The following is an 18,325-nucleotide window of genomic DNA, read 5'->3' as shown; positions in this document are numbered from 1 at the left end:
GTCCCGGCAGCGTCCCCCGGGCCGGCCGCCGCGCCCGGGTTGCCGGCCGGACCGGCCACGGCCCCGGCCGGTTCTCCCGGACGGGTGGCGGTGCTCGCCAAGCCGCCGGTGCGCAAGCTGGCGCGTGACCTCGGCGTCGACCTGACGGCGCTGACCGGCACGGGCCCGCAGGGCACCATCACCCGCGACGACGTCCACGCCGCCGCCCGATCCCCCCAGCCCGCCGCGCCGGCTGGGGAGCGCGCGACGACCCGGACGGCCGAGCGCGAGGAACGCATCCCGATCAAGGGCGTGCGCAAGATGACGGCCCAGGCCATGGTGGCCAGCGCCTTCACCGCGCCGCACGTCACCGAGTTCCTCCAGGTGGACGTCACCGAGACGATGGCGGCGGTGCGGCGGCTGCGTGAGCTGCCCGACTTCGCCGAGGTCAAGGTCTCGCCGCTGCTCCTCGTGGCCAAGGCCGTGCTCGTCGCCGCCCGGCGCCACCCGATGATCAACTCGGCCTGGGACGAGCAGGCCCAGGAGATCGTGGTCAAGCACTACGTGAACCTGGGCATCGCCGCCGCCACCCCGCGCGGCCTCGTGGTCCCCAACGTCAAGGACGCCCACGAGCTGTCCCTCCCCGAGCTGGCCCGGGGGCTCACCGAGCTCGCCGAGACGGCCAGGGCCGGCCGCGCCCAGCCCGCCGACATGGCGGGCGGCACGTTCACGATCACGAACGTGGGCGTGTTCGGCGTCGACGCGGGCACCCCCATCCTCAACCCGGGTGAGGCCGCGATCCTCGCCTTCGGCCAGGTCAGGGACATGCCCTGGGTGGTGGACGGCGAGCTGGCGGTGCGCAAGGTCACCACGCTGGCGCTGTCGTTCGACCACCGGATCGTGGACGGCGAGCTGGGCTCGCTGTTCCTCCGCGACGTCGGCGCCATGTTGGAGGACCCGCTGCGCATGCTCGCCTGGAGCTGACGCTTGAGGCTCGGGGCGGACGGCCCCCGCGAGTCGTCCGCCCCGGGCCCGAGCCGGCATGGCGCGCCTCGGTAGGGTGATCGCATGATTCGCCATGTCGTGCTGTTCACCTGGACCGATGACGCCACCGACGAGCAGAAGGCCGCGGTGGCGACCGCGCTGGGCAAGCTGCCGGACGCCATCCCCCAGATCCGGGCCTACACCTTCGGTCCCGACGCGGGCATCAACCAGGGCAACCACGACTTCGCGGTGGTCGCCGACTTCGACACCCTCGACGACTACGTGGTCTACCGCGACGACCTGGGGCATCAGGCGGTGATCGCGGAGTACATCAAGCCCATCCTGGCGAGCCGCGCCGCCGTCCAGCTCAGCCTGTAGGGGCCTCGTCGGTCCAGCCGCGCTGCTTGATCACTTCCCACCGGAACGGCGTGCCCGGCTCGATGTCGGCGTAGTCGGGGTTGGCCTTCCGCAGCACCTCCTGGAAGCCCAGCAGCTCGCCGCTCTCCCGGTCCAGGAGGATGAGCTCCTGCATGTCGTTGTCGCGCGGCGGCTGCACCAGCGCGACGCCCACCCGCCCCTCGACGTCGGTGACGCCGTCGCGCACCGTCACCCCGGGGAAGGCCGCCAGCATGCGGTAGAGCGCGGCCGTGGTGGCGGGAGTGATCTCCTTGTCCGTGAGGAGCCACCTGGAGAGGTTCCACAGGAAGCTGTCCTGCGACTCCGGCGCGCCCTGCGGGAACAGCTTCGTCAGGTGTGCCCTGAGCGCCGCGGGTTCGGTGGGAAGCTGCGCCGCCGGGCCGACCGGGTAGCCGACCGAATCGGCGGGCAGGGTCTCGATCCGCGCCTTGCCGACCCGGCAGCGGTCCTTCGCCGTGCACAGCGCGGGCGAGCCCGCCTCCTCCCACGCCCGCTCGTCGGCGGCCGTGAGCGGTTCGGCCGACAGGTTGGTGCGCTCGGTCCGGATGATGGAGCCGTCGCGCCACACCACGTCCTTGGTGCGCTTCTGGACCGTGTACGCACCCTTCGGCGAGTACAGGTACACCTCTAGCGTCTCCCGCCGCCACCGGGCCCCGCTGCCGGGCGGCTGGGCCGCCAGACGGTCCAGGGCGGTGTCGAGCACGGTGTTCGCGGCGGGCTGGGTCGCCGTGCTGACCGTGCCGTCGCCGAGCCGTGGGATCACCACGACGCCGCCGACCAGTACGGCCGCCGCGGTCGCGGTCGCGACCACCCACGACCAGCGGAGCCTCGGACGGCGCCGGGCCCCGCCGAGCACCCGCGCCCGCACCGCGAGCACCCGCGCGTCGTCGGCGGGCGGGACGTCGGGCATGACGTCGTCGACGAGCTGGAATTCCTTCATCAGAGCTCCACCCCCAGGGAGTCGCGCAACTTGGTACGGGCCCGGCTCAGCCGGGAGGCGACGGTGCCGTTGGCGACGCCGAGCGCCGCGGCCACCTCGTCGTAGGTGAGCTCGCCGTACGCGACGAGCAGCACCACGTCGCGCTCGCCGCGCGACAGGCCGGCCAGCGCGGCCGAGAGCTTCTGCAGGGTCACGCCGGCGGAGACCCGGTCCACGATCCGCTGGTCGTGGGCGTCGTCGTCCTGTGGCGGCCCGGACCGGGCCAGCGCCCGGTAACGCCGTACCTCGGCGCGCCGGTGGCGGCCGACGAGTTTGGTGGCGATGCCGTACAGCCAGGGCCTGACCCCGCCCTGGGAGGCGTCGAAGCTGTGCCGGCGGCGGAAGGCGACGAGGAAGGTCTCGGCCGCCAGGTCCTCCGCGATGTCGAGGTCGAGCCGCCGCCCGACGTAGCGGCGGATCTCCTCGTAGTGGGCGTCGAAGACGGTCGCGAACCTCTCGGGGTCCGCGACCGCTCCGTCGAGGGATGCGGTCATGCAAGGGTCTCCTTGCCGGGGAACGTGAACACCCGTGATTGCCCGTTCCCGGGAGACCCTTCCGAAGAATCCGTCAGATTTCCGGCGGGTTGTTCTCCCGGTGCATCAGCCGGTCGTCGGAGGTACGGCCGCGCCGGGGCGCGAGCACGACGCTGAGCACGATGCCGATGCCGCCGACGATCATGAAGATGAGGCCGATCACGTCCATGTGGACGGCGTCGCCGAACACGTCGGGCTCGATGGCGAACTTCAGGATGGCGCCGAGCGTGAGGATGAAGATGCTGACCCCGACACCCATGACGACCTCCGGAGGCAAACGGCGAGTACGCCCACGGTCATACCCGGGTCACGGCGATCACACCCTCAGGCGAGGCAGGAGAGTGGGCGCCCGCCGTTGAAGGTGATCATGTCGCCGACGGCCGCGAAGAGGTCGATGTCGCCGCCCCTCGCCAGGCCGTCCAGCTCGGCGTAGGCGCGGTGCAGGTTGCCGACGATACGTTCGGGGTCGAGCAGCCCGGCCCATTCGCCGAGGTCGGTCTCGCGGGCCGTCTCCAGCGGCGTGAGCCCCGCCGCCCGGCCGCGCTCGGCCGTCTCGCGGACGAAGCGCAGGTAGCCGCGCACCCGCCCGATCACCTCGGGGCCGCACACGTCGCCGTGGCCGGGCACGATCGTCTCGGCCCCCAGCTCCTCCAGCAGGTCCAGCGCCTCCAGCGCGCCGTCCACCGAGCCCATCAGCACGAACGGCGTGCCGCCGTTGAAGAGCAGGTCGCCGGAGAACAGCAGGCGGCGCTCCGGGATCCACACGTAGGAGTCGTTGGTGGTGTGGGCGGCGGTGCCGATGTGCCGCACCTCGCAGCGCAGCTCGTCGGCGTGGAGGGTCACTCCGTCGGTGTAGGTGAGGAACGGCGCCACGGCCTCCAGCTCGCCCCACTCGACCTCGGGTGACCAGGCGGCCCGGTAGGCGGGGATGCCCTCGGCCAGGATCAGCTCGCGGGTCCGCTCGTGGGCGACGATCGTGGCCTCGGGGAACAGGTAGTTGCCGAAGGTGTGGTCGCCGTGGTGGTGGGTGTTGACCAGCGTCGTGATCGTCCGGCCGGTGACCCTGGCGACGGCCTCACGGTAGGCGCGGGTGCGGCGCTCGGTCGAGCAGGCGTCGATCCCGATGACGGCGCGCCGCCCGGCCAGGAACCCGGTGTTGTTGATCCACCAGCTCCCGTCGGGCTGGACGTAGGCGTACACGCCGTCGGAGACCTCTTCGACGCGCGGCGGGGGGAGCGGCTGGTCGTGGGGAGTGGCGCTCATGGGCCGACCGTACCGCCAGGACGCCCGCTCCGGTGGCCGGAGCGGGCGTCAGGGGGGAACCGATGAGGACTGGCTAGAAGGCCTCCTCCGGCAGCTCCATGAGCTCCTGGCCGGTGCCGGCCAGGACGCGCCGCTCGGCCGCCAGGCGCGGCAGCACGGTCTTGGCGAAGAACGACGCGGCGGCCACCTTGCCCTGGTAGAACGGGTCCTCGCCCTCGGCCAGACGGGCCAGGGCCACCTCGGCCTGGCGCAGCAGCAGCCAGCCGATCACCAGGTCGCCGAGCGCGAGCAGGAGCCGGGTGGTGTTGAGGCCGACCTTGTAGACCTCCTGCGGCTGCTCCAGCGAGCCGAGCGCCCAGCCGGCCATGGTGTCGCCCATGGCCTTGACGTCGGCCGCGGCCTCGGCGAGCAGCGCGCGCTCCTCCTTGAGCCGGCCGTTGCCCGCCTCGGAGCCGGCGAAGGCGTTGACCTCGTCGAGCAGCGCGCCGACGGCCGCGCCCTGGTTGCGCAGGATCTTCCGGAAGAACAGGTCGAGGCCCTGGATCGCGGTGGTGCCCTCGTAGAGGGAGTCGATCTTGGCGTCGCGGATGTACTGCTCGATCGGGTAGTCCTGCAGGTAGCCGGAGCCGCCCAGGGTCTGCAGGGAGCGGGCCAGCAGCTCGTACGACCGCTCGGAGCCGACGCCCTTGACCAGGGGCAGCAGCAGGTCGTTCATGGCGTGCGCCCGCCGGTCGTCCGGGTTCATCTGGATGGCGTCCTGGAACGTCGCGGTGTAGAGGACCAGCGCCCGCATGCCCTCGGCGTACGCCTTCTGCAGCATGAGCTCGCGGCGGACGTCGGGGTGGTGGGTGACGGTCACGCGCGGCGCGGCCTTGTCGGCCATCCTGGTCAGGTCGGCGCCCTGCACGCGGGACTTGGCGTACTCCACGGCGTTGAGGTAGCCGGTGGAGAGTGTGGCGATGGCCTTGGTGCCGACCATCATGCGCGCGTGCTCGATGACCATGAACATCTGCTTGATGCCCTCGTGGACCTCGCCCACGAGCCAGCCGATCGCCGGGTGCCGGTCGCCGAAGGTCAGCTCGCAGGTGGTGGAGACCTTCAGGCCCATCTTCTTCTCGACATTGGTGACGTAGACGCCGTTGCGCTCGCCGAGCTCGCCGTTGTCGAGGTTCACGTGGTACTTGGGCACGAGGAACATGGACAGGCCCTTGGTGCCGGGACCGTGGCCCTCGGGGCGGGCCAGCACGAGGTGGAAGATGTTCTCGGTCAGGTCGTGCTCGGCGCTGGTGATGAAGCGCTTGACGCCCTCGATGTGCCAGCTCCCGTCGGGCTGGCGAACGGCCCTGGCCCGGCCGGCGCCGACGTCGGAGCCGGCGTCGGGCTCGGTGAGGACCATGGTGGCGCCCCAGTTGCGCTCGATGGCGAGCTGGGCGAAGCGCTTCTGGTCGGGGGTGCCGAGCTTCCACAGGGTGTAGGCGAAGTTGGGGCCCGCGGCGTACATGTAGAGGGCGGGGTTGGCGCCGAGGATCATCTCCGCGGTGGCCCAGGCGAGGCTGCGGGGGATCCCGGGGCCGCCGAGCTCCTCGGGCAGGTCTAGGTTGGCCCAGCCGCCGTCGAGCAGCGCCTGGTACGACTTCTTGAACCCGGCGGGGACGGTCACGGTGCGCGTCTCGGGGTCGAAGACCGGCGGGTTGCGGTCGCCCTCCTCGAACGAATCGGCGAGCACCCCTGTGGCCAGCCTGTTGACCTCGTCGAGGATGCTGCGCGCGACGTCCTCGTCCATGTCCGCGTACGGGCCCGTGCCGAGGATCTCGCTTCGCCCGAACACCTCGAAAAGGTTGAACTCCAGGTCACGCAGGTTGCTCTTGTAGTGGCCCATGGGTGCTGATCTCCTTGACCCGAGGTCTTTATCTACTGGCTAGTAACCTTACTCCTAATGCTACCCGCGGGTAACAGCGGATATGCGTGGCATGCTCATCTCCATGGACGCCGAAGAACTCGCCGCGCGCTGGCGAGAACGCCTGGAATCGTGGGCCATCCCGCCCGAGATCCTGGCGAACGCCCCCACCGACCCGTGGGGCCACTCGCCGGTCCGCTTCGCCGCGCGTACCGACAGGGCACTGGCCGAGCCCGACGACGGGCCCACGATGACCCGGCTCGCGGAGGCCCTGCCCGAGGGGGGCACACTGCTCGACGTCGGCGCCGGCACGGGCGCCGCCTCGCTGCCGCTGCACGAGCGGATCGGCCGGCTGCACGCGGTCGACACCTCCGCCGCGATGCTGGCCGAGCTGGCGGTGCGGGCCGACAAGCTGGGGGTCGCGCACACCACGGTCGAGGGACGCTGGCCCGACGTGGCCGAGAAGGTGCCGGTGGCGGACGTGACGGTCGCCGCGCACGTCGTCTACAACGTGCCCGACCTGGCCGGATTCCTGCGCGCCCTCGACGAGCGCACGAGCGGGCGCGTGGTGATCGAGCTCACCCACCGCCACCCCATGAGCTGGCTGACCCCGTTGTGGGAGCACTTCCACGGTGTCAACCGGCCCGTGCGCCCCATCGCCGAGGACTGCGTCGCGCTGGCCGCCGCCCTCGGGTACCGGGTCAACGTCGAGGAACGCGAGGCGCCGCTGGAACGATTCAGCAGCCTGGAGGAGCTGGCGGCCGGCGCCTGCCGCCGGATCTGCCTCGACCCCTCCCGCGCGGACGAGGTCGCCGAGACCGCGCTCGAGCTCGGCATGTGGCCGCTGCCGCGCGAGCGCTGGGTGACGATCTGGTGGGAGTGACCCCGGCCGCGGCTCCCGGTAGGGGACTTATCAGGGACGATCCCCGATGTGGCCAGGGTGACCGGCGAGGCACCCTGGCCGTATGAACGAAATCACTCGACGCGACGAAGTCTCGCTGTCCGGCGCCGCGCTGCGCGGCGCGCCCTGGAAGGCCGCGGCCGTCGGCGGCGGTGTGGTGGCCGGTGCGAGCTTCGGCCTCGGAGCCCTGCTCGGCGACGGCGACCTGGTGTGGGCGCTGGGCCTCGGCATCAACCTGTTCGCGCTCATCGCCGCGATCGGGGCGGTCTCCAAGCCGGACGAGGGTGACCGGGTGACCCGGCAGGCCCGCCGGTGGGCGCTGAACCACCCGTGGAAGTTCGCGCTGCTGCCCGCCGGCATCGCCACGGTCCTGGACTACCCGGTGCAGCTCGTGCTCGACGGCGAGGGCGTGTTCGGCTCGGCCTTCCAGTCGATCTGGCACGGCGCGCTGGTCTACCTGATCGCCGGCATCCTGGCCATGACCATGAAGGGCCGCGCGCGCTAGCCCAGCAGCCCGTCCTTCTCGGCCTGGCTGCGGCACACGCAGAACTCGTTGCCCTCGGGGTCGCGCATGGTCACCCAGCCGGTCCCGTCCGGATTGCGGTGGTCCTCGAAGAGGGTGGCGCCGAGCTCCAGCAGGCGCTCGACCTCCTCGTCGCGGGTGCGGCCCTCGGTGCCGTTGACGTCGAGGTGGACGCGGTTCTTGACGGTCTTGCCCTCGGGGACGCGGATGAACAGCAGGAAGGGGTCCTGCTTGGTGCGGAGCATGACCTCGTCGTCGCCCGGCTCGTTCTCCTCGTGGAGCGGCAGCCCGGTGACGTTGCTCCACCAGCTCCCCAGCTCGTACGGGTCGGCGGCGTCGATGGTCACAGCGTGAATCTCAATCATGCGATCACCCAATCGCGACACCGGCAAAACCGTCAAGCGGGTTACTGGCATGATGCCCGGTATGTCGGACATCGTGCTTGTGGAGCTGGGCGTAGGCGACGTGGAGCGCCTGCGGGAGATCAGGTTGAGGGCGCTGCTCGACGCGCCGGAGGCGTTCGCGTCCACGTACGCCAGGGAGAAGGACTTCACGCCGGAGCAGTGGGCCGAGCGGCTGGGCGCGCCGGAGTCACGGTGGCTGGTGGCCACGGACGGCACGGCCGACCTCGGGCTGGTGTGCGCCCGCGAGGAGAACGGCGGGATCCATCTGCTGGCGATGTGGGTGGCGCCGGAGGCCCGGCGTCGCGGGGTCGGCTCGCTGCTGGTGGACGAGGTGGTCGCCGGGGCGCGCGCGGCGGGCGCCGAGGAGGTGCGCCTGTGGGCCGTGGACGCCAACGAGGCCGCCCGCTCCCTCTACCTGCGCAAGGGATTCACCCCCACGGGTCGGACGATGAGGCTGCCGTCCAGCCCGGAGCTGGGGGAGTCGGAGTACGCGCTGTCGCTGCTGTTCCGCCTGGCCAGGGCCGAGGACGTGCCCGCGATCGTGGCCATGCTGGCCGACGACCCGCTGGGCGCCCGTCGTGAGGGCGACCCGGGCGACGAGCGTTATCTGAAGGCGTTCGCCCGCATCGACGCCGACCCCTACGACGAGCTGATCGTGGCGGAGGTCGGCGGCAAGGTCGTGGGCACCATGCAGCTCACCTACCTGGCCGGCCTGTCGCGCCTGGGCGCCGAGCGCTGCCAGATCGAGGCGGTCAGGGTCGCGGCCTCCACCCGGGGACAGGGCCTGGGCCGCAGGATGATCGAGTGGGCGGTGGACCGGGCGCGGGCCCGGGGCTGCGCGATGGTGCAGCTCACCTCCGACAAGACGCGCGCCGACGCGCACCGCTTCTACGACTCGCTCGGCTTCGCCAACTCCCACGAGGGATTCAAGCTCGCGCTGAGCTGAGCTGGGCGACCATCCAGCGGCACCACTCGGCGCGATGCCGCTCGTAGCCGAGCCCGCACCGCAGCGTCGCGTAGTTGCCGAAGCGGGGGTCGCCCGGGTCGGGAGGCCCTCCGAACAGCTCCTCCTCGCGCTCGTACTCGGCCAGTCGCTCCTCGTGCATCCGGAGCTGCTCGGCGAACAGCCGCCTGACCAGCTCGGGGTCGGCCAGCCACGACGCGTACGTCTTGAGCACCAGCTCGTCGCGCTCGGGCCGCTCGCGAGGCGGCTCGGTCACCCACGCCCGCAGCGCGTCGCCACCCTCGGGCGTCATCCGGTAGACCTTCTTGTCCTGCGGCCCGGGCCCGTGCCGGGTCTCGAACGCGACGAGCCCGCCGGCCGCCAGTTTCTGCAGCTCGGCGTGGATCTGGCTGTGCCGGGCCGTCCAGAAGTACGACACGGGCCGTCGCATGGCGGCGGCGATGTCGTACCCCGTGCGCTCGCCGCGCGCCAGCACGGCCAAAATCGCGTACCCAAGCGTTGAGGTCATCGTGCGCCCAAGGATATTCTGCCGCCAGGCTATGTCACTTCTGACATAGTCTGAGGAGAGGGGACGGCATGCGCGCGAGCATCGGCCTGGCGGGACTCTTGGTGGCGCTGACCGCCTGCGGGGGCACGGTCGGCACCGCGGCCCCGCCTTCCGGGACGCCCGCGCCGACGCCGAGGGCGACGACGGCCGCCCCGTCGCCGTCGCCGTCCCCCGTGGTCACCGGCCCGAACGTCAGCGGCTGCTTCACCGAGGAGGACGGCAGGATCTTCACCCACGGCGACGACCTGCCCGGCGTCGTCACGGGCAAGGGGGACGCCGGCGTGGTGATCACGTACGAGCGCAACGGCAACGTCTGCACCTGGCGCCCGCTCTCCGACCGCCTCGTGGCGGCCGGCTACCGCGTCCTGCTGTACGCCAGGGACAGCAGGACCCCGCCGGAGGACGTCGCCGTGGCCATGGCCGAGCGGCTGGCCAAGGAGAAGGGCGTCAAGCGGCTGTTCTTCGTCGGCGGTTCCATCGGCGCCACCACCGCGCCCCTCGCGGCGGCCCGGCTGGGCGGCAGGACGGCCGGGGTCGTGGCCCTGTCAGGCGCGATCGACCCCGGCGACGCGGCGAGGATCACCGTCCCGCTGCTCCAGATCGGCACCGAGAACGACGGCTACGGCGGCGCCGCGGACCTCCGGGCCGCCCACGACGCCGCCACGAAGGCCGCCGACAACGAGCTCTTCGTCGTCAAGGGCGAGAGCGCGCACGCCTCCGCGATGTTCCGCGCCCCCTACGGCCCTCAGGTGCTCGACCGCATCCTCGCCTTCATGAACCGGCACCGTCAGACGGACAAGGAGTGACCTCGACCAGGTTGTCGTGGTAGACCGCGCCCCTGCCGAGGTCCGCGTCGTGCTCGCGGACGACCGCGTTCGGGTTGGCGCCGCCCGGCACGTGCTTCGGCCAGTGTCCCTTCGGCGAGGCGACCACGCCCCGCGCCACCCGGTCGCTCACCTCCACCACGGCCAGGAACTCGCCACCGCCGTTGTGCACCCGCGCGAGCCGCCCGCTCTCCAGCCCCCGCGCGGCCGCGTCGGCCGGGTTGACCAGCACCACCGGGTCCTTGGCGCGGCGCCGCAGCTCGGGGTTGTTGGCGAACGTCGTGTTGAGGAACGTGTGCGCCGCCGGCGTGATCAGGGTCAGCGGGTACGGCCCGCGGCCCGCCTCGCGCGCCGACAGCGACGGCACGTACGCCCTGCCCCGCGACGGGAAACGCGTCCGGCCGGTCCTCGTCGGGAAGCCCTCGGCGAACGGCGTGAACGGCTTGGGGTAGTTCATCCGCACCCAGCCCTCCTTGCGTAGCCGGTCGAGCGTGACGCCCTCCATCGACGGGTGGTCGCTCGCGAGCAGCTGCTCGGCCAGCTCCAGGTCCGAGTCGTACAGCGACGGCTCGGTCAGCCCCATGTGCCGGGCCAGGCGGCGGAACGTCTCCGTCGTGGACAGGCACTCGCCCGGAGGCTCCACCGCGGGCTCGTTCCAGTGGAGGTACATGTGTCCGTAGCCGGCGTGCAGGTCGGCGTGCTCGATCTGCATGGTCGCGGGCAGCACGATGTCGGCGTAGTCGACCGTGTCGGTCGGGAAGTGCTCCATGACCACCGTGAACAGGTCCTCGCGGGCCAGCCCGCGCCTGATCGCACCGGTGTCGGAGGTGGAGCCGAGCGGGTTCGCGCCGTACACCCACAGGCACTTGACCGAGTCCAGCTCCGGGTCCAGCTCCGAGCCCAGGCGCGTCATCGTCAGCGTGCGGACGGGCCGGGCGAGCAGATCGTCCCGCGGGTCGATGTTCAGGTGGACGTGGCCGCTGGTGGAGTAGGCCACGCCGCCGCCCGGGTACCGCCAGTCGCCGGTGACGGCGGCGATCGCGTTGATCGTCCGCATCGCCGTGCCGCCGCCCTCGTGCCGCTGGATGCCCATCGTGGCGCGGATGGCGGTCGGCCTCGTGTGCGCGAGCCTCATCCCCAGGCTGTGGACATCCTCGGCCGGGATGCCGGTGATCTCGGCCACCCGCTCGACCGGGTGGGCGAGGATCTCCTCGCGGAACGCCTCCCAGCCCGCCGTGTGCTCCGCCAGGTACTCCTCGTCCTGCGCGCCCTCGGCGAGCACCACATTGAGCAGCCCGAGCGCGAGCGCCGCGTCCGTGCCCGGCCGGATGGCCAGATGCCGGTCCGCCTGGTCGGCCGTCCTCGTGCGGATCGGGTCGATCGCGACCACGTACGCGCCGTTCGCCCGCGCCTCCTGCACGAACTTCCACAGGTGGTGGCCGCTGGTCAGCGGGTTCGTCCCCCACAGCAGGATCAGCCGGGACAGCGCGAAGTCCTCCGTGTCCATGCCGCCCGCGGTGCCGTTGGCCAGGGTCAGGCCGGAGGTGCCCGCGCTGGAGCAGATGTTCAGCCAGTGCTTGGAGGCGCCCAGCACGTTCCAGAACCGCCGCCCGGCCGCGCCCTCGCACCCCTGGAGGTAGCCCAGCGAGCCGGTGCCCTGGTACGGCCAGATCGCCTCGCCCCCGTGCTCCTCGATGATCCCGCGCAGCCGGGCCGAGATCTCCTCCAGGGCCTCGTCCCAGGAGATCCGCTCGAACCGGCCCGACCCCTTGGGGCCCGTGCGGCGCAGAGGGTGGAGGATGCGGTCGTCCGCCCGGGTGTGCTCCAGGTAGCGGTTCACCTTCACGCACAGCGCGCCCCGGGTGTAGGGATGGTCCGGGTTGCCGCGCAGCTTCACGGCCTCGCCGTCCTCGACGGTGACCACCCAGGAGCAGCCGTCCGGGCAGTCCAGCGGACACGCCCCCAAAACTCGCAATTCGCCCGACATGCCGCCAGCTTATTCGGGCAGCCCGCCTTTCTCCGAGAGCCCGGAGGGCACCCCGTGACGCGGCACGGGTCCCGCGGCGGTAGAAATCGAAGAGACACCACCCGGTTCGCTAACCGAGGTGACGATTGGGGACACTAACGGCCAAAGATCGTACGGACCGGCCGGGAAGGTGCAGAATCGCAGTCGGTGGCCGACATCAGGGAACGTGACGACACGGGGGACCTCACGGAAGGGGATCCCGCCGTGGCTGAGGCGCGCCCGGACCACGACGTCTACGTGGTCGAGCCGCTCCTCCCGCAACGCCTGCGCCGCCCCTCCGACCTGCTGCGCTTCGGCGCCACCCTCGCCGCCATGGTGGCCGTGCTGCTGATCGCGCTCGTCGCCAAGCAGACCCTGAACGGGCTGGAGAAGGACGTCACCGAGGGCGCCACCCGGCTGCCCGAGCTGCTCAGCCGGGTCGCGACGTTCCTGGGCGGCGCCGCGCTGCTCGTCGTGCCCGTCGCCTTCGCCGTCGAGCGGGTCTTCCACCGCGACGGCCTGCGCGTCGCCGAGGGCCTGGTCGCCGCCATCCTCGGCATGGTCATCTCGTTCCTCCTCGGGAGCTGGATCGTCACCGCCGGGCCTGTCGACCTGCGCCTCCTGCTGACCGGCAACCGCGACATCGAGCCGCTCAACACGCTGCTCACCTCGGTCATCGCCTACTCCACGGCCGTCCGCATCTCCCGCCGCCCCACCTGGCGCGCCCTCATGTGGACCGTCATCGGGCTGTACGCCCTCGCCTTCTTCACCGGCTACCAGATCACGCTCGTCGGCGGCATCGTCACCGTCCTGCTCGGCATGGCCATCGGCTACGGCACCCTGTACGGCGTCGGCAGCCCCAACACCCGGCCCCCGGGCAACGCCGTCGTCACCGCCCTGCGCAAGCTGTCCTTCTCGCCCGTCTCGGCCCGCCGCATCGACGACGACCACCAGGGCAGCCGCCGCTACGCCATCGGCCTCAAGGACGGCAGCAGCCTCGACGTCACCGTCCTCGACCGCGACCGCCAGGTGGCCGGCCTGCCGTACCGGCTGTGGCGGCGCATCCGGCTCAACTCCGAGACCCGCCGCCGCGCGATCCGCTCGCTCCGCGCCGAGCTGGAGCGCGAGGCGCTCATGGCGTACGCCGCCCAGGCGGCCGGCGCGAGCACCCCCCGCCTCCTCGGCACCAGCGAGATCGGCACCGAGGCCGCCCTGCTCGCCTACGAGCACCTCGACACCCGGCCCCTCGACGAGGTGCCCGACTCCGAGATCGACGACAACGTGCTCGCCCAGATCTGGGAGCAGATCGAGCTGCTGCAGATCCAGCGGCTCGCCCACCGGCGGCTCACCGGCGAAGGCATCCACCTCGACGCCGCCGGCCGCGTCGTGCTGACCGACGCGCGCAGCGGCGAGATCGCGGCCGGCGACCTGCTCCTCCGGCTCGACGTCGCCCAGCTCCTGACCTACCTCGCGCTGCGCGTCGGGCCCGAGCGCTCCGTCCGCGCCGCCGCCGCCGTCATGGGGCCCGACGCGCTCGCCGCCGCCCTCCCGCTGCTCCAGCGCATCGCGCTCACCCGCGAGACCCGCGCGGCCCTGGCCAAGGACAAGGCCCTGCTCGGCAACCTGCGCGAGCAGATCGTCGCGCTCAAGCCGCAGAACAAGGTCGAGGAGATCCGGCTGGAGCGCTTCCGGCCGCGCACGCTCGTCACCATCATCGCCAGCGCCCTCGCCGCCTACTTCCTGCTGTCGCAGCTCAGCCGGGTCAACCTCGTCCAGGTCGTCACCACGGCCAACTGGGCATGGTCCGGCGCCGCGCTCGTCGCCTCGTTCGTCAGCTTCGTGGCCGCCGCGCTCATGCTGCGCGGGTTCGTGCCCGAGCACCTGCCCCTCTGGCGTACCGTCCTGGTGCAGTTCGCGGCGTCGTTCGTCAAGCTCGTCGCGCCCGCCGCCGTGGGCGGCATCGCCATCAACACCCGCTACCTGCAAAAGCGCGGCATCTCGCCCGCGTCGGCGGTGGCCAGCGTGGGCGCCTCGCAGCTCGTCATGCTGATCTTCCACATCGGTCTGCTGCTGCTGTTCGCCTACATCACCGGGTCGAACACCGCCACGTCCTTCACCCCGTCACGAGGGCTGGTCGTGGCGATGCTCGCCGTCGCCGTGCTGGCCGTGGCGTTGCTCGGCGTGCCGCAGCTGCGCCGGCTCATCACCGGACGCATGCGACGGCTGTTCTCCAACGTGCTGCCACGCCTGCTCGACGTGCTCCAGTCGCCGAGCAAGATGATCGAGGCCTGCTTCGGCACCCTCATGATCACCCTGGCGTTCGTGGCCTGCCTCGACGCGTGCGTGGCGGCGTTCGGCGGCTCGCTCAGCTTCACCACCGTCGCCGTCGTCTACCTCACCGCCAACGCCATCGGCTCGGCCGCGCCCACGCCGGGCGGGCTCGGCGCGGTCGAGGCCTCGCTCACGCTCGGCCTGACCGTCGCCGGCGTGGACGCGCCGCTGGCCACCTCCGCCGTGCTGCTCTACCGGCTGCTCACGTTCTGGCTGCCGGTGCTGCCCGGCTGGGCCGCCTTCACCCATCTCCAGCGAGACGAGGCCCTGTGATCCGGTCGATCTCGCGCAGCTCGTCCTCGGTGAAGGCCGGGCCGTCCAGGCACGCCACGTTGTCCTCGAGCTGACGCGCGCTGCTCGCGCCGATCAGCACGCTCGTCACCCGCGGGTCGCGCAGCGTCCACAGCAGCGCCATCTGCGCCAGCGTCTGACCGCGGCCCCGCGCGACCTCGTCGAGCTCGCCCGCCAGCCTCGTGTCGATCTGGTCGGCGCTCAGGAACCTGCTCGTCGCCGCCCGCGACCCGGCGGGCACGCCCTTCAGGTAGCGGTCGGTCAGCAGCCCCTGCGCGAGCGGCGAGTAGACGATGCAGCCCATGCCCGACTCCTCCAGCGTGTCGAGCAGGCCGCCCTCGATCCACCGGTTGATCATCGAGTACGACGGCTGGTGGATGAGCAGCGGCGTCCCCAGCTCCCGCATGATCCGCGCGGCCTGGGCCGTCTGCTCCGCGGAGTAGTTGGAGATGCCCGCGTACAACGCCTTGCCCGAGCGCACCGCCCGGTCCAGCGCGCCCATCGTCTCCTCCAGCGGCGTGTCCCGGTCGGGCCGGTGGCTGTAGAAGATGTCGACGTACTCCAGGCCCATCCGCTCCAGCGACTGGTCGAGGCTGGCCAGCACGTACTTGCGCGACCCCCACTCCCCGTACGGACCGGGCCACATGTCGTAGCCCGCCTTCGTGGAGATGACCAGCTCGTCCCGGTACGGGGCGAAGTCCTCGCGCAGGATCCGGCCGAAGGTGCGCTCCGCCGAGCCGTACGGAACGCCGTAGTTGTTGGCCAGATCGAAGTGCGTCACCCCGAGGTCGAACGCGCGCCGCAGGATCTCCCGCGACGTCGCGATCGGCCGGTCGTCGCCGAAGTTGTGCCACAGACCCAGCGAGACGGCCGGCAGTCGCAGGCCGCTGCGGCCGCTCCGGTTGTACGGCTGCCGGTCGTAGCGCCTCTCGTCCGCCGTGTACGTCACGGGGCGCCCGCCTCGGCGCCTCGCTCGATGATCCAGGACAGCGTGAACGCCTCCTCGCGCCACGCGTCGTAGCGCCCGCTCCGGCCGCCGTGACCCGCGCCCATCTCGGTCTTCAGCAGGAACGGCCCGCCGACCGCGGTGGCCCGCAGCCGGGCGACCCACTTCGCCGGCTCGTGGTAGAGCACGCGCGTGTCGTTCAGGCTGGTGATGGCGAGGATCGGCGGGTACGTCCGGCCGTCGACGTTCTCGTACGGCGTGTAGCTCTTCATGTACGCGTAGACGTCGGCGTCGTGCAGCGGGTCGCCCCACTCGTCCCACTCGATCACCGTCAGCGGCAGCGACGGGTCGAGGATCGTGTTGAGCGCGTCGACGAACGGCACCTCGGCCACCACGCCCGCGAACTCCTCGGGAGCCAGGTTGGTCGCCGCGCCCATGAGCAGGCCGCCGGCCGAGCCGCCGCGGGCCACGACCCGCCCGCTCCAGCCCGCCTGCTTCAGGTGCCGCGCCGCGGCCACGAAGTCGGTGAACGTGTTGCGCTTGCGCGTGAGCTTGCCGTCCTCGTACCAGTGCCGCCCCAGCTCGCCGCCCCCGCGCACGTGGGCCACGGCGAACACGAAGCCGCGGTCGAGCAGCGACAGCCGGGGCACCGAGAAGCCAGGGTCGATGGAGGTCTCGTAGCTGCCGTAGCCGTACAGGACGGTCGGCGCGGGTGTGGCGACGTCCTTCCGCTTGACCAGGGAGATCGGCACCCGCGTGCCGTCCTCCGCGGTCGCCCACTCCCGGAACTGCTCGTAGTCGTCCGGGTCGTAGCCGCCCAGCACCGCGCGCCGCTTCAGCAGGATCAGCTCACGGGTGGTCAGGTCGTAGTCGTAGACGCTCGACGGGGTGACCATGCTCGTGTAGCCGAGCCGGAGCCGCCCGGTGCTGAACTCGGGGTTGCCCGCGGGGCTCACGTCGTACAGCGGCTCGGGCCACTCGATCTCGTACGCGGAGTCGCCGGCGGCGGCCTCGGCCCGCTCACGCCACCCGCTTCCCCCCTCCGCGTAGGGAAGGACCCGGATGCCGGTGAGGCCGTCACGCCGGAAGTGGACGACGGCGTGACCGGCGAACGCGTCGATCTCCAGCAGCCGCGTGTCCTCGCGGTGCTCGATCAGCGGCGTCCATGTGCCCGGGTCGTCCAGCGGGGCGGTGGCCAGCTCGAAGTTCTCGGCGTTCTCGTTGTGCAGCACGTAGAAGAAGTCGCCCGCGTGCTCGACGCCGTACTCCACGCCGACCGTCCGGGGACGCACGATCCGGAACTCGCCCATGGGGTCGGCGGCGTCCAGGACGCGCACCTCACTGGTGATCTTGCTGCCCGCGCCCAGCACGAGGTACTTCTCGCTGCGCGTGAGCGAGACGCCGACCCAGTAACGCTCGTCGGACTCCTCGTAGACGAGCACGTCGTCGCGCGTGCCCAGGGTGTGGCGGTAGACCTGGTACGGCCGCCACGCGTCGTCCACGCGCGTGTAGAAGAACGTCGAGCCGTCGGACGACCACGTGCCGCCGTAGAAGATGTCCTCGATCTCGTCGTCCAGCACCTCGCCGGTCTCGAGGTTCTTGAACCTCAGTGTGAAGCGCTCGGCGCCCTTGTAGTCGGTGGAGTAGGCGAGCATCGTGCCGTCGGGCGAGACGGCGCTCACGCCGACGGAGAAGAACTCGCTGTCGCCCGCCAGCTCGTTGCCGTCGAGCAGGACCTGCTCCGCGTCGAGCCGCTCGCCGGGCTTGATCTCCGGCGGGGTCTCGCCCGTCGCCGGCACGCGGCACGACACGCCGTACTGCTTGCCCTCCTCGGTGCGGGAGAAGTACCACCAGCCGCCCTTGCGGCTCGGCACCGACAGGTCGGTCTCCTGGACCCGGCCTTTGATCTCCTGGAACAACTGCTCCTGGAGATCGGTCAGGTGGGCGGTGTGCTCTTTGAGATAGGCGTTCTCCGCCTCCAGATAGGCGACCGTGTCCGGGTCGTCCTTGTCGGCGAGCCAGGCGTACTCGTCGATCACGGTGTCGCCGTGATGGGTGCGCTCGGTCGGAACCTTCTTCGCCACCGGAGGCGTCGTCGCTTGGGATTCGCTGCTCACGTGGGGAGTCTATGGTCGGCCGTAATCCTTCTGTGGCCGGGAAGCTTGACGAAGACGGCTCGAGCAGTCGGGGGCGCTGCTAATCTTGTGAAGCCGACGCGGTGCGGCACAACCCTCCTCCTCCACTCAGGTGGATTCGGCATGGGCTGTGTCGATGGTCGTCGACAACCTCCCTCTGGCGAGTCGGTTCGGAGCATGGCTGCGGGCTGGTAAGTTAGAGGGGTTGCCCCGGAGACGGGGTGCGGTCGGAATTCCGAAAGCGCCGAATTTGACAGAGAATACGGTCGCTGAAAGAATAAAGACACAACGAAAAACGAAGCGAAAAGCGCCTCTCGCAGGACCGGGGAGTACGCGTCCGTTTCTTGAGAACTCAACAGTGTGTTAAAAGCCAGTGCATGAATACATGCATGACCCCGTCGC

The 18,325-nt window shown here is 71.3% G+C and carries 17 protein-coding genes and 1 pseudogene; 8 read left to right on the top strand and 10 right to left on the bottom strand.

The window, feature by feature from the left end:
* Both AB0H81_RS36130 and AB0H81_RS36125 read left to right on the top strand, forming a co-directional pair.
* Positions 1–963: dihydrolipoamide acetyltransferase family protein (locus tag AB0H81_RS36130; RefSeq protein WP_358384093.1), on the top strand; the 963-nt coding region annotated here is incomplete at its 5' end.
* 84 nt (positions 964–1,047) lie between these two features.
* A complete protein-coding gene (locus AB0H81_RS36125; RefSeq protein WP_358384090.1) occupies positions 1,048–1,341 on the top strand; it encodes a Dabb family protein in 294 nt (97 codons plus the stop codon).
* Here the strand turns inward: AB0H81_RS36125 and AB0H81_RS36120 are convergent.
* The 5 genes from AB0H81_RS36120 to AB0H81_RS36100 form a co-directional block, all read right to left on the bottom strand.
* The gene (locus AB0H81_RS36120; RefSeq protein WP_358384087.1) at positions 1,331–2,320 is read right to left on the bottom strand and encodes a CU044_5270 family protein; all 990 of its coding nucleotides are present in this window, start codon (positions 2,318–2,320) and stop codon (positions 1,331–1,333) included. The genes AB0H81_RS36125 and AB0H81_RS36120 overlap by 11 nt on opposite strands.
* Entirely contained in the window at positions 2,320–2,853 is a 534-nt protein-coding gene (locus tag AB0H81_RS36115) for an RNA polymerase sigma factor (RefSeq protein ID WP_358384085.1), read from the bottom strand. Before AB0H81_RS36115 ends, AB0H81_RS36120 begins: the two co-directional genes overlap by 1 nt.
* A 73-nt stretch (positions 2,854–2,926) precedes the next feature.
* On the bottom strand, positions 2,927–3,151 hold the full coding sequence (locus AB0H81_RS36110) for a DUF6458 family protein (RefSeq protein WP_358384082.1): 225 nt from the start codon (positions 3,149–3,151) through the stop codon (positions 2,927–2,929).
* A gap of 65 nt (positions 3,152–3,216) precedes the next feature.
* The gene (locus AB0H81_RS36105; RefSeq protein ID WP_358384079.1) at positions 3,217–4,155 is read right to left on the bottom strand and encodes an MBL fold metallo-hydrolase; all 939 of its coding nucleotides are present in this window, start codon (positions 4,153–4,155) and stop codon (positions 3,217–3,219) included.
* Between the two features lie 73 nt (positions 4,156–4,228).
* Positions 4,229–6,034, bottom strand: a complete 1,806-nt coding sequence (locus AB0H81_RS36100) for an acyl-CoA dehydrogenase (RefSeq protein ID WP_358384076.1) — start codon at positions 6,032–6,034, stop codon at positions 4,229–4,231.
* A gap of 103 nt (positions 6,035–6,137) precedes the next feature.
* On the opposite strand from AB0H81_RS36100, the gene AB0H81_RS36095 reads away from it, so the two are divergent.
* Both AB0H81_RS36095 and AB0H81_RS36090 read left to right on the top strand, forming a co-directional pair.
* On the top strand, positions 6,138–6,935 hold the full coding sequence (locus AB0H81_RS36095; protein WP_358384074.1) for a methyltransferase domain-containing protein: 798 nt from the start codon (positions 6,138–6,140) through the stop codon (positions 6,933–6,935).
* An 82-nt stretch (positions 6,936–7,017) separates the two neighbouring features.
* Positions 7,018–7,458 carry a hypothetical protein gene (locus tag AB0H81_RS36090; RefSeq protein ID WP_253771314.1) on the top strand — a complete coding sequence of 147 codons (441 nt, stop codon included), beginning with the start codon at positions 7,018–7,020 and terminating at the stop codon, positions 7,456–7,458.
* On the opposite strand, the gene AB0H81_RS36085 is transcribed toward AB0H81_RS36090, so the two are convergent.
* Positions 7,455–7,841 (bottom strand): VOC family protein, encoded by a 387-nt coding sequence (locus AB0H81_RS36085; RefSeq protein WP_358384071.1) that lies wholly within the window; start codon positions 7,839–7,841, stop codon positions 7,455–7,457. The genes AB0H81_RS36090 and AB0H81_RS36085 overlap by 4 nt on opposite strands.
* On the opposite strand from AB0H81_RS36085, the pseudogene AB0H81_RS36080 reads away from it, so the two are divergent.
* Both AB0H81_RS36080 and AB0H81_RS36075 read left to right on the top strand, forming a co-directional pair.
* A pseudogene (locus AB0H81_RS36080) lies at positions 7,840–8,316 on the top strand (GNAT family N-acetyltransferase); the annotation flags it as partial. The gene AB0H81_RS36085 and the pseudogene AB0H81_RS36080 sit on opposite strands and share 2 nt — an antisense overlap.
* A gap of 111 nt (positions 8,317–8,427) precedes the next feature.
* The gene (locus AB0H81_RS36075) at positions 8,428–8,826 is read left to right on the top strand and encodes a GNAT family N-acetyltransferase (protein ID WP_358384096.1); all 399 of its coding nucleotides are present in this window, start codon (positions 8,428–8,430) and stop codon (positions 8,824–8,826) included.
* Here AB0H81_RS36075 and AB0H81_RS36070 read toward each other — a convergent pair.
* A complete protein-coding gene (locus AB0H81_RS36070; protein ID WP_358384068.1) occupies positions 8,807–9,352 on the bottom strand; it encodes a helix-turn-helix transcriptional regulator in 546 nt (181 codons plus the stop codon). The genes AB0H81_RS36075 and AB0H81_RS36070 overlap by 20 nt on opposite strands.
* Positions 9,353–9,420: 68 nt before the next feature.
* On the opposite strand from AB0H81_RS36070, the gene AB0H81_RS36065 reads away from it, so the two are divergent.
* Positions 9,421–10,197 (top strand): hypothetical protein, encoded by a 777-nt coding sequence (locus tag AB0H81_RS36065; protein WP_358384065.1) that lies wholly within the window; start codon positions 9,421–9,423, stop codon positions 10,195–10,197.
* Here AB0H81_RS36065 and AB0H81_RS36060 read toward each other — a convergent pair.
* Positions 10,163–12,202 carry a molybdopterin oxidoreductase family protein gene (locus tag AB0H81_RS36060; RefSeq protein WP_358384062.1) on the bottom strand — a complete coding sequence of 680 codons (2,040 nt, stop codon included), beginning with the start codon at positions 12,200–12,202 and terminating at the stop codon, positions 10,163–10,165. The genes AB0H81_RS36065 and AB0H81_RS36060 overlap by 35 nt on opposite strands.
* 243 nt (positions 12,203–12,445) lie before the next feature.
* Here AB0H81_RS36060 and AB0H81_RS36055 point away from each other — a divergent pair, with 243 nt between their 5' ends.
* Positions 12,446–14,824 (top strand): lysylphosphatidylglycerol synthase transmembrane domain-containing protein, encoded by a 2,379-nt coding sequence (locus AB0H81_RS36055; RefSeq protein ID WP_358384059.1) that lies wholly within the window; start codon positions 12,446–12,448, stop codon positions 14,822–14,824.
* Here AB0H81_RS36055 and mgrA read toward each other — a convergent pair.
* Together mgrA and AB0H81_RS36045 are read right to left on the bottom strand one after the other, a co-directional pair.
* Positions 14,793–15,791 carry an L-glyceraldehyde 3-phosphate reductase gene (gene mgrA, locus AB0H81_RS36050; RefSeq protein WP_358384057.1) on the bottom strand — a complete coding sequence of 333 codons (999 nt, stop codon included), beginning with the start codon at positions 15,789–15,791 and terminating at the stop codon, positions 14,793–14,795. The genes AB0H81_RS36055 and mgrA overlap by 32 nt on opposite strands.
* Entirely contained in the window at positions 15,788–17,905 is a 2,118-nt protein-coding gene (locus tag AB0H81_RS36045; protein WP_358384054.1) for a S9 family peptidase, read from the bottom strand. Before AB0H81_RS36045 ends, mgrA begins: the two co-directional genes overlap by 4 nt.
* Positions 17,906–18,325 lie beyond the last annotated feature (420 nt).

The sequence above is a fragment of the Nonomuraea sp. NPDC050691 genome, from assembly GCF_040654455.1.
In the GTDB taxonomy this organism is placed as follows: Bacteria; Actinomycetota; Actinomycetes; order Streptosporangiales; family Streptosporangiaceae; genus Nonomuraea.
This window is presented reverse-complemented; position numbering and strand designations above follow the sequence as displayed.

What these genes read in the sequence shown, in the direction of transcription:
- AB0H81_RS36125 (WP_358384090.1), top strand. Translation starts at nt 1,048, where the DNA reads ATGATTCGCCATGTCGTGCTGTTCACCTGGACCGATGACGCCACCGAC.
- AB0H81_RS36120 (WP_358384087.1), bottom strand. Translation starts at nt 2,320, where the DNA reads ATGAAGGAATTCCAGCTCGTCGACGACGTCATGCCCGACGTCCCGCCC.
- AB0H81_RS36115 (WP_358384085.1), bottom strand. Translation starts at nt 2,853, where the DNA reads ATGACCGCATCCCTCGACGGAGCGGTCGCGGACCCCGAGAGGTTCGCG.
- AB0H81_RS36110 (WP_358384082.1), bottom strand. Translation starts at nt 3,151, where the DNA reads ATGGGTGTCGGGGTCAGCATCTTCATCCTCACGCTCGGCGCCATCCTG.
- AB0H81_RS36105 (WP_358384079.1), bottom strand. Translation starts at nt 4,155, where the DNA reads ATGAGCGCCACTCCCCACGACCAGCCGCTCCCCCCGCCGCGCGTCGAA.
- AB0H81_RS36100 (WP_358384076.1), bottom strand. Translation starts at nt 6,034, where the DNA reads ATGGGCCACTACAAGAGCAACCTGCGTGACCTGGAGTTCAACCTTTTC.
- AB0H81_RS36095 (WP_358384074.1), top strand. Translation starts at nt 6,138, where the DNA reads ATGGACGCCGAAGAACTCGCCGCGCGCTGGCGAGAACGCCTGGAATCG.
- AB0H81_RS36090 (WP_253771314.1), top strand. Translation starts at nt 7,018, where the DNA reads ATGAACGAAATCACTCGACGCGACGAAGTCTCGCTGTCCGGCGCCGCG.
- AB0H81_RS36085 (WP_358384071.1), bottom strand. Translation starts at nt 7,841, where the DNA reads ATGATTGAGATTCACGCTGTGACCATCGACGCCGCCGACCCGTACGAG.
- AB0H81_RS36075 (WP_358384096.1), top strand. Translation starts at nt 8,428, where the DNA reads ATGCTGGCCGACGACCCGCTGGGCGCCCGTCGTGAGGGCGACCCGGGC.
- AB0H81_RS36070 (WP_358384068.1), bottom strand. Translation starts at nt 9,352, where the DNA reads ATGACCTCAACGCTTGGGTACGCGATTTTGGCCGTGCTGGCGCGCGGC.
- AB0H81_RS36065 (WP_358384065.1), top strand. Translation starts at nt 9,421, where the DNA reads ATGCGCGCGAGCATCGGCCTGGCGGGACTCTTGGTGGCGCTGACCGCC.
- AB0H81_RS36060 (WP_358384062.1), bottom strand. Translation starts at nt 12,202, where the DNA reads ATGTCGGGCGAATTGCGAGTTTTGGGGGCGTGTCCGCTGGACTGCCCG.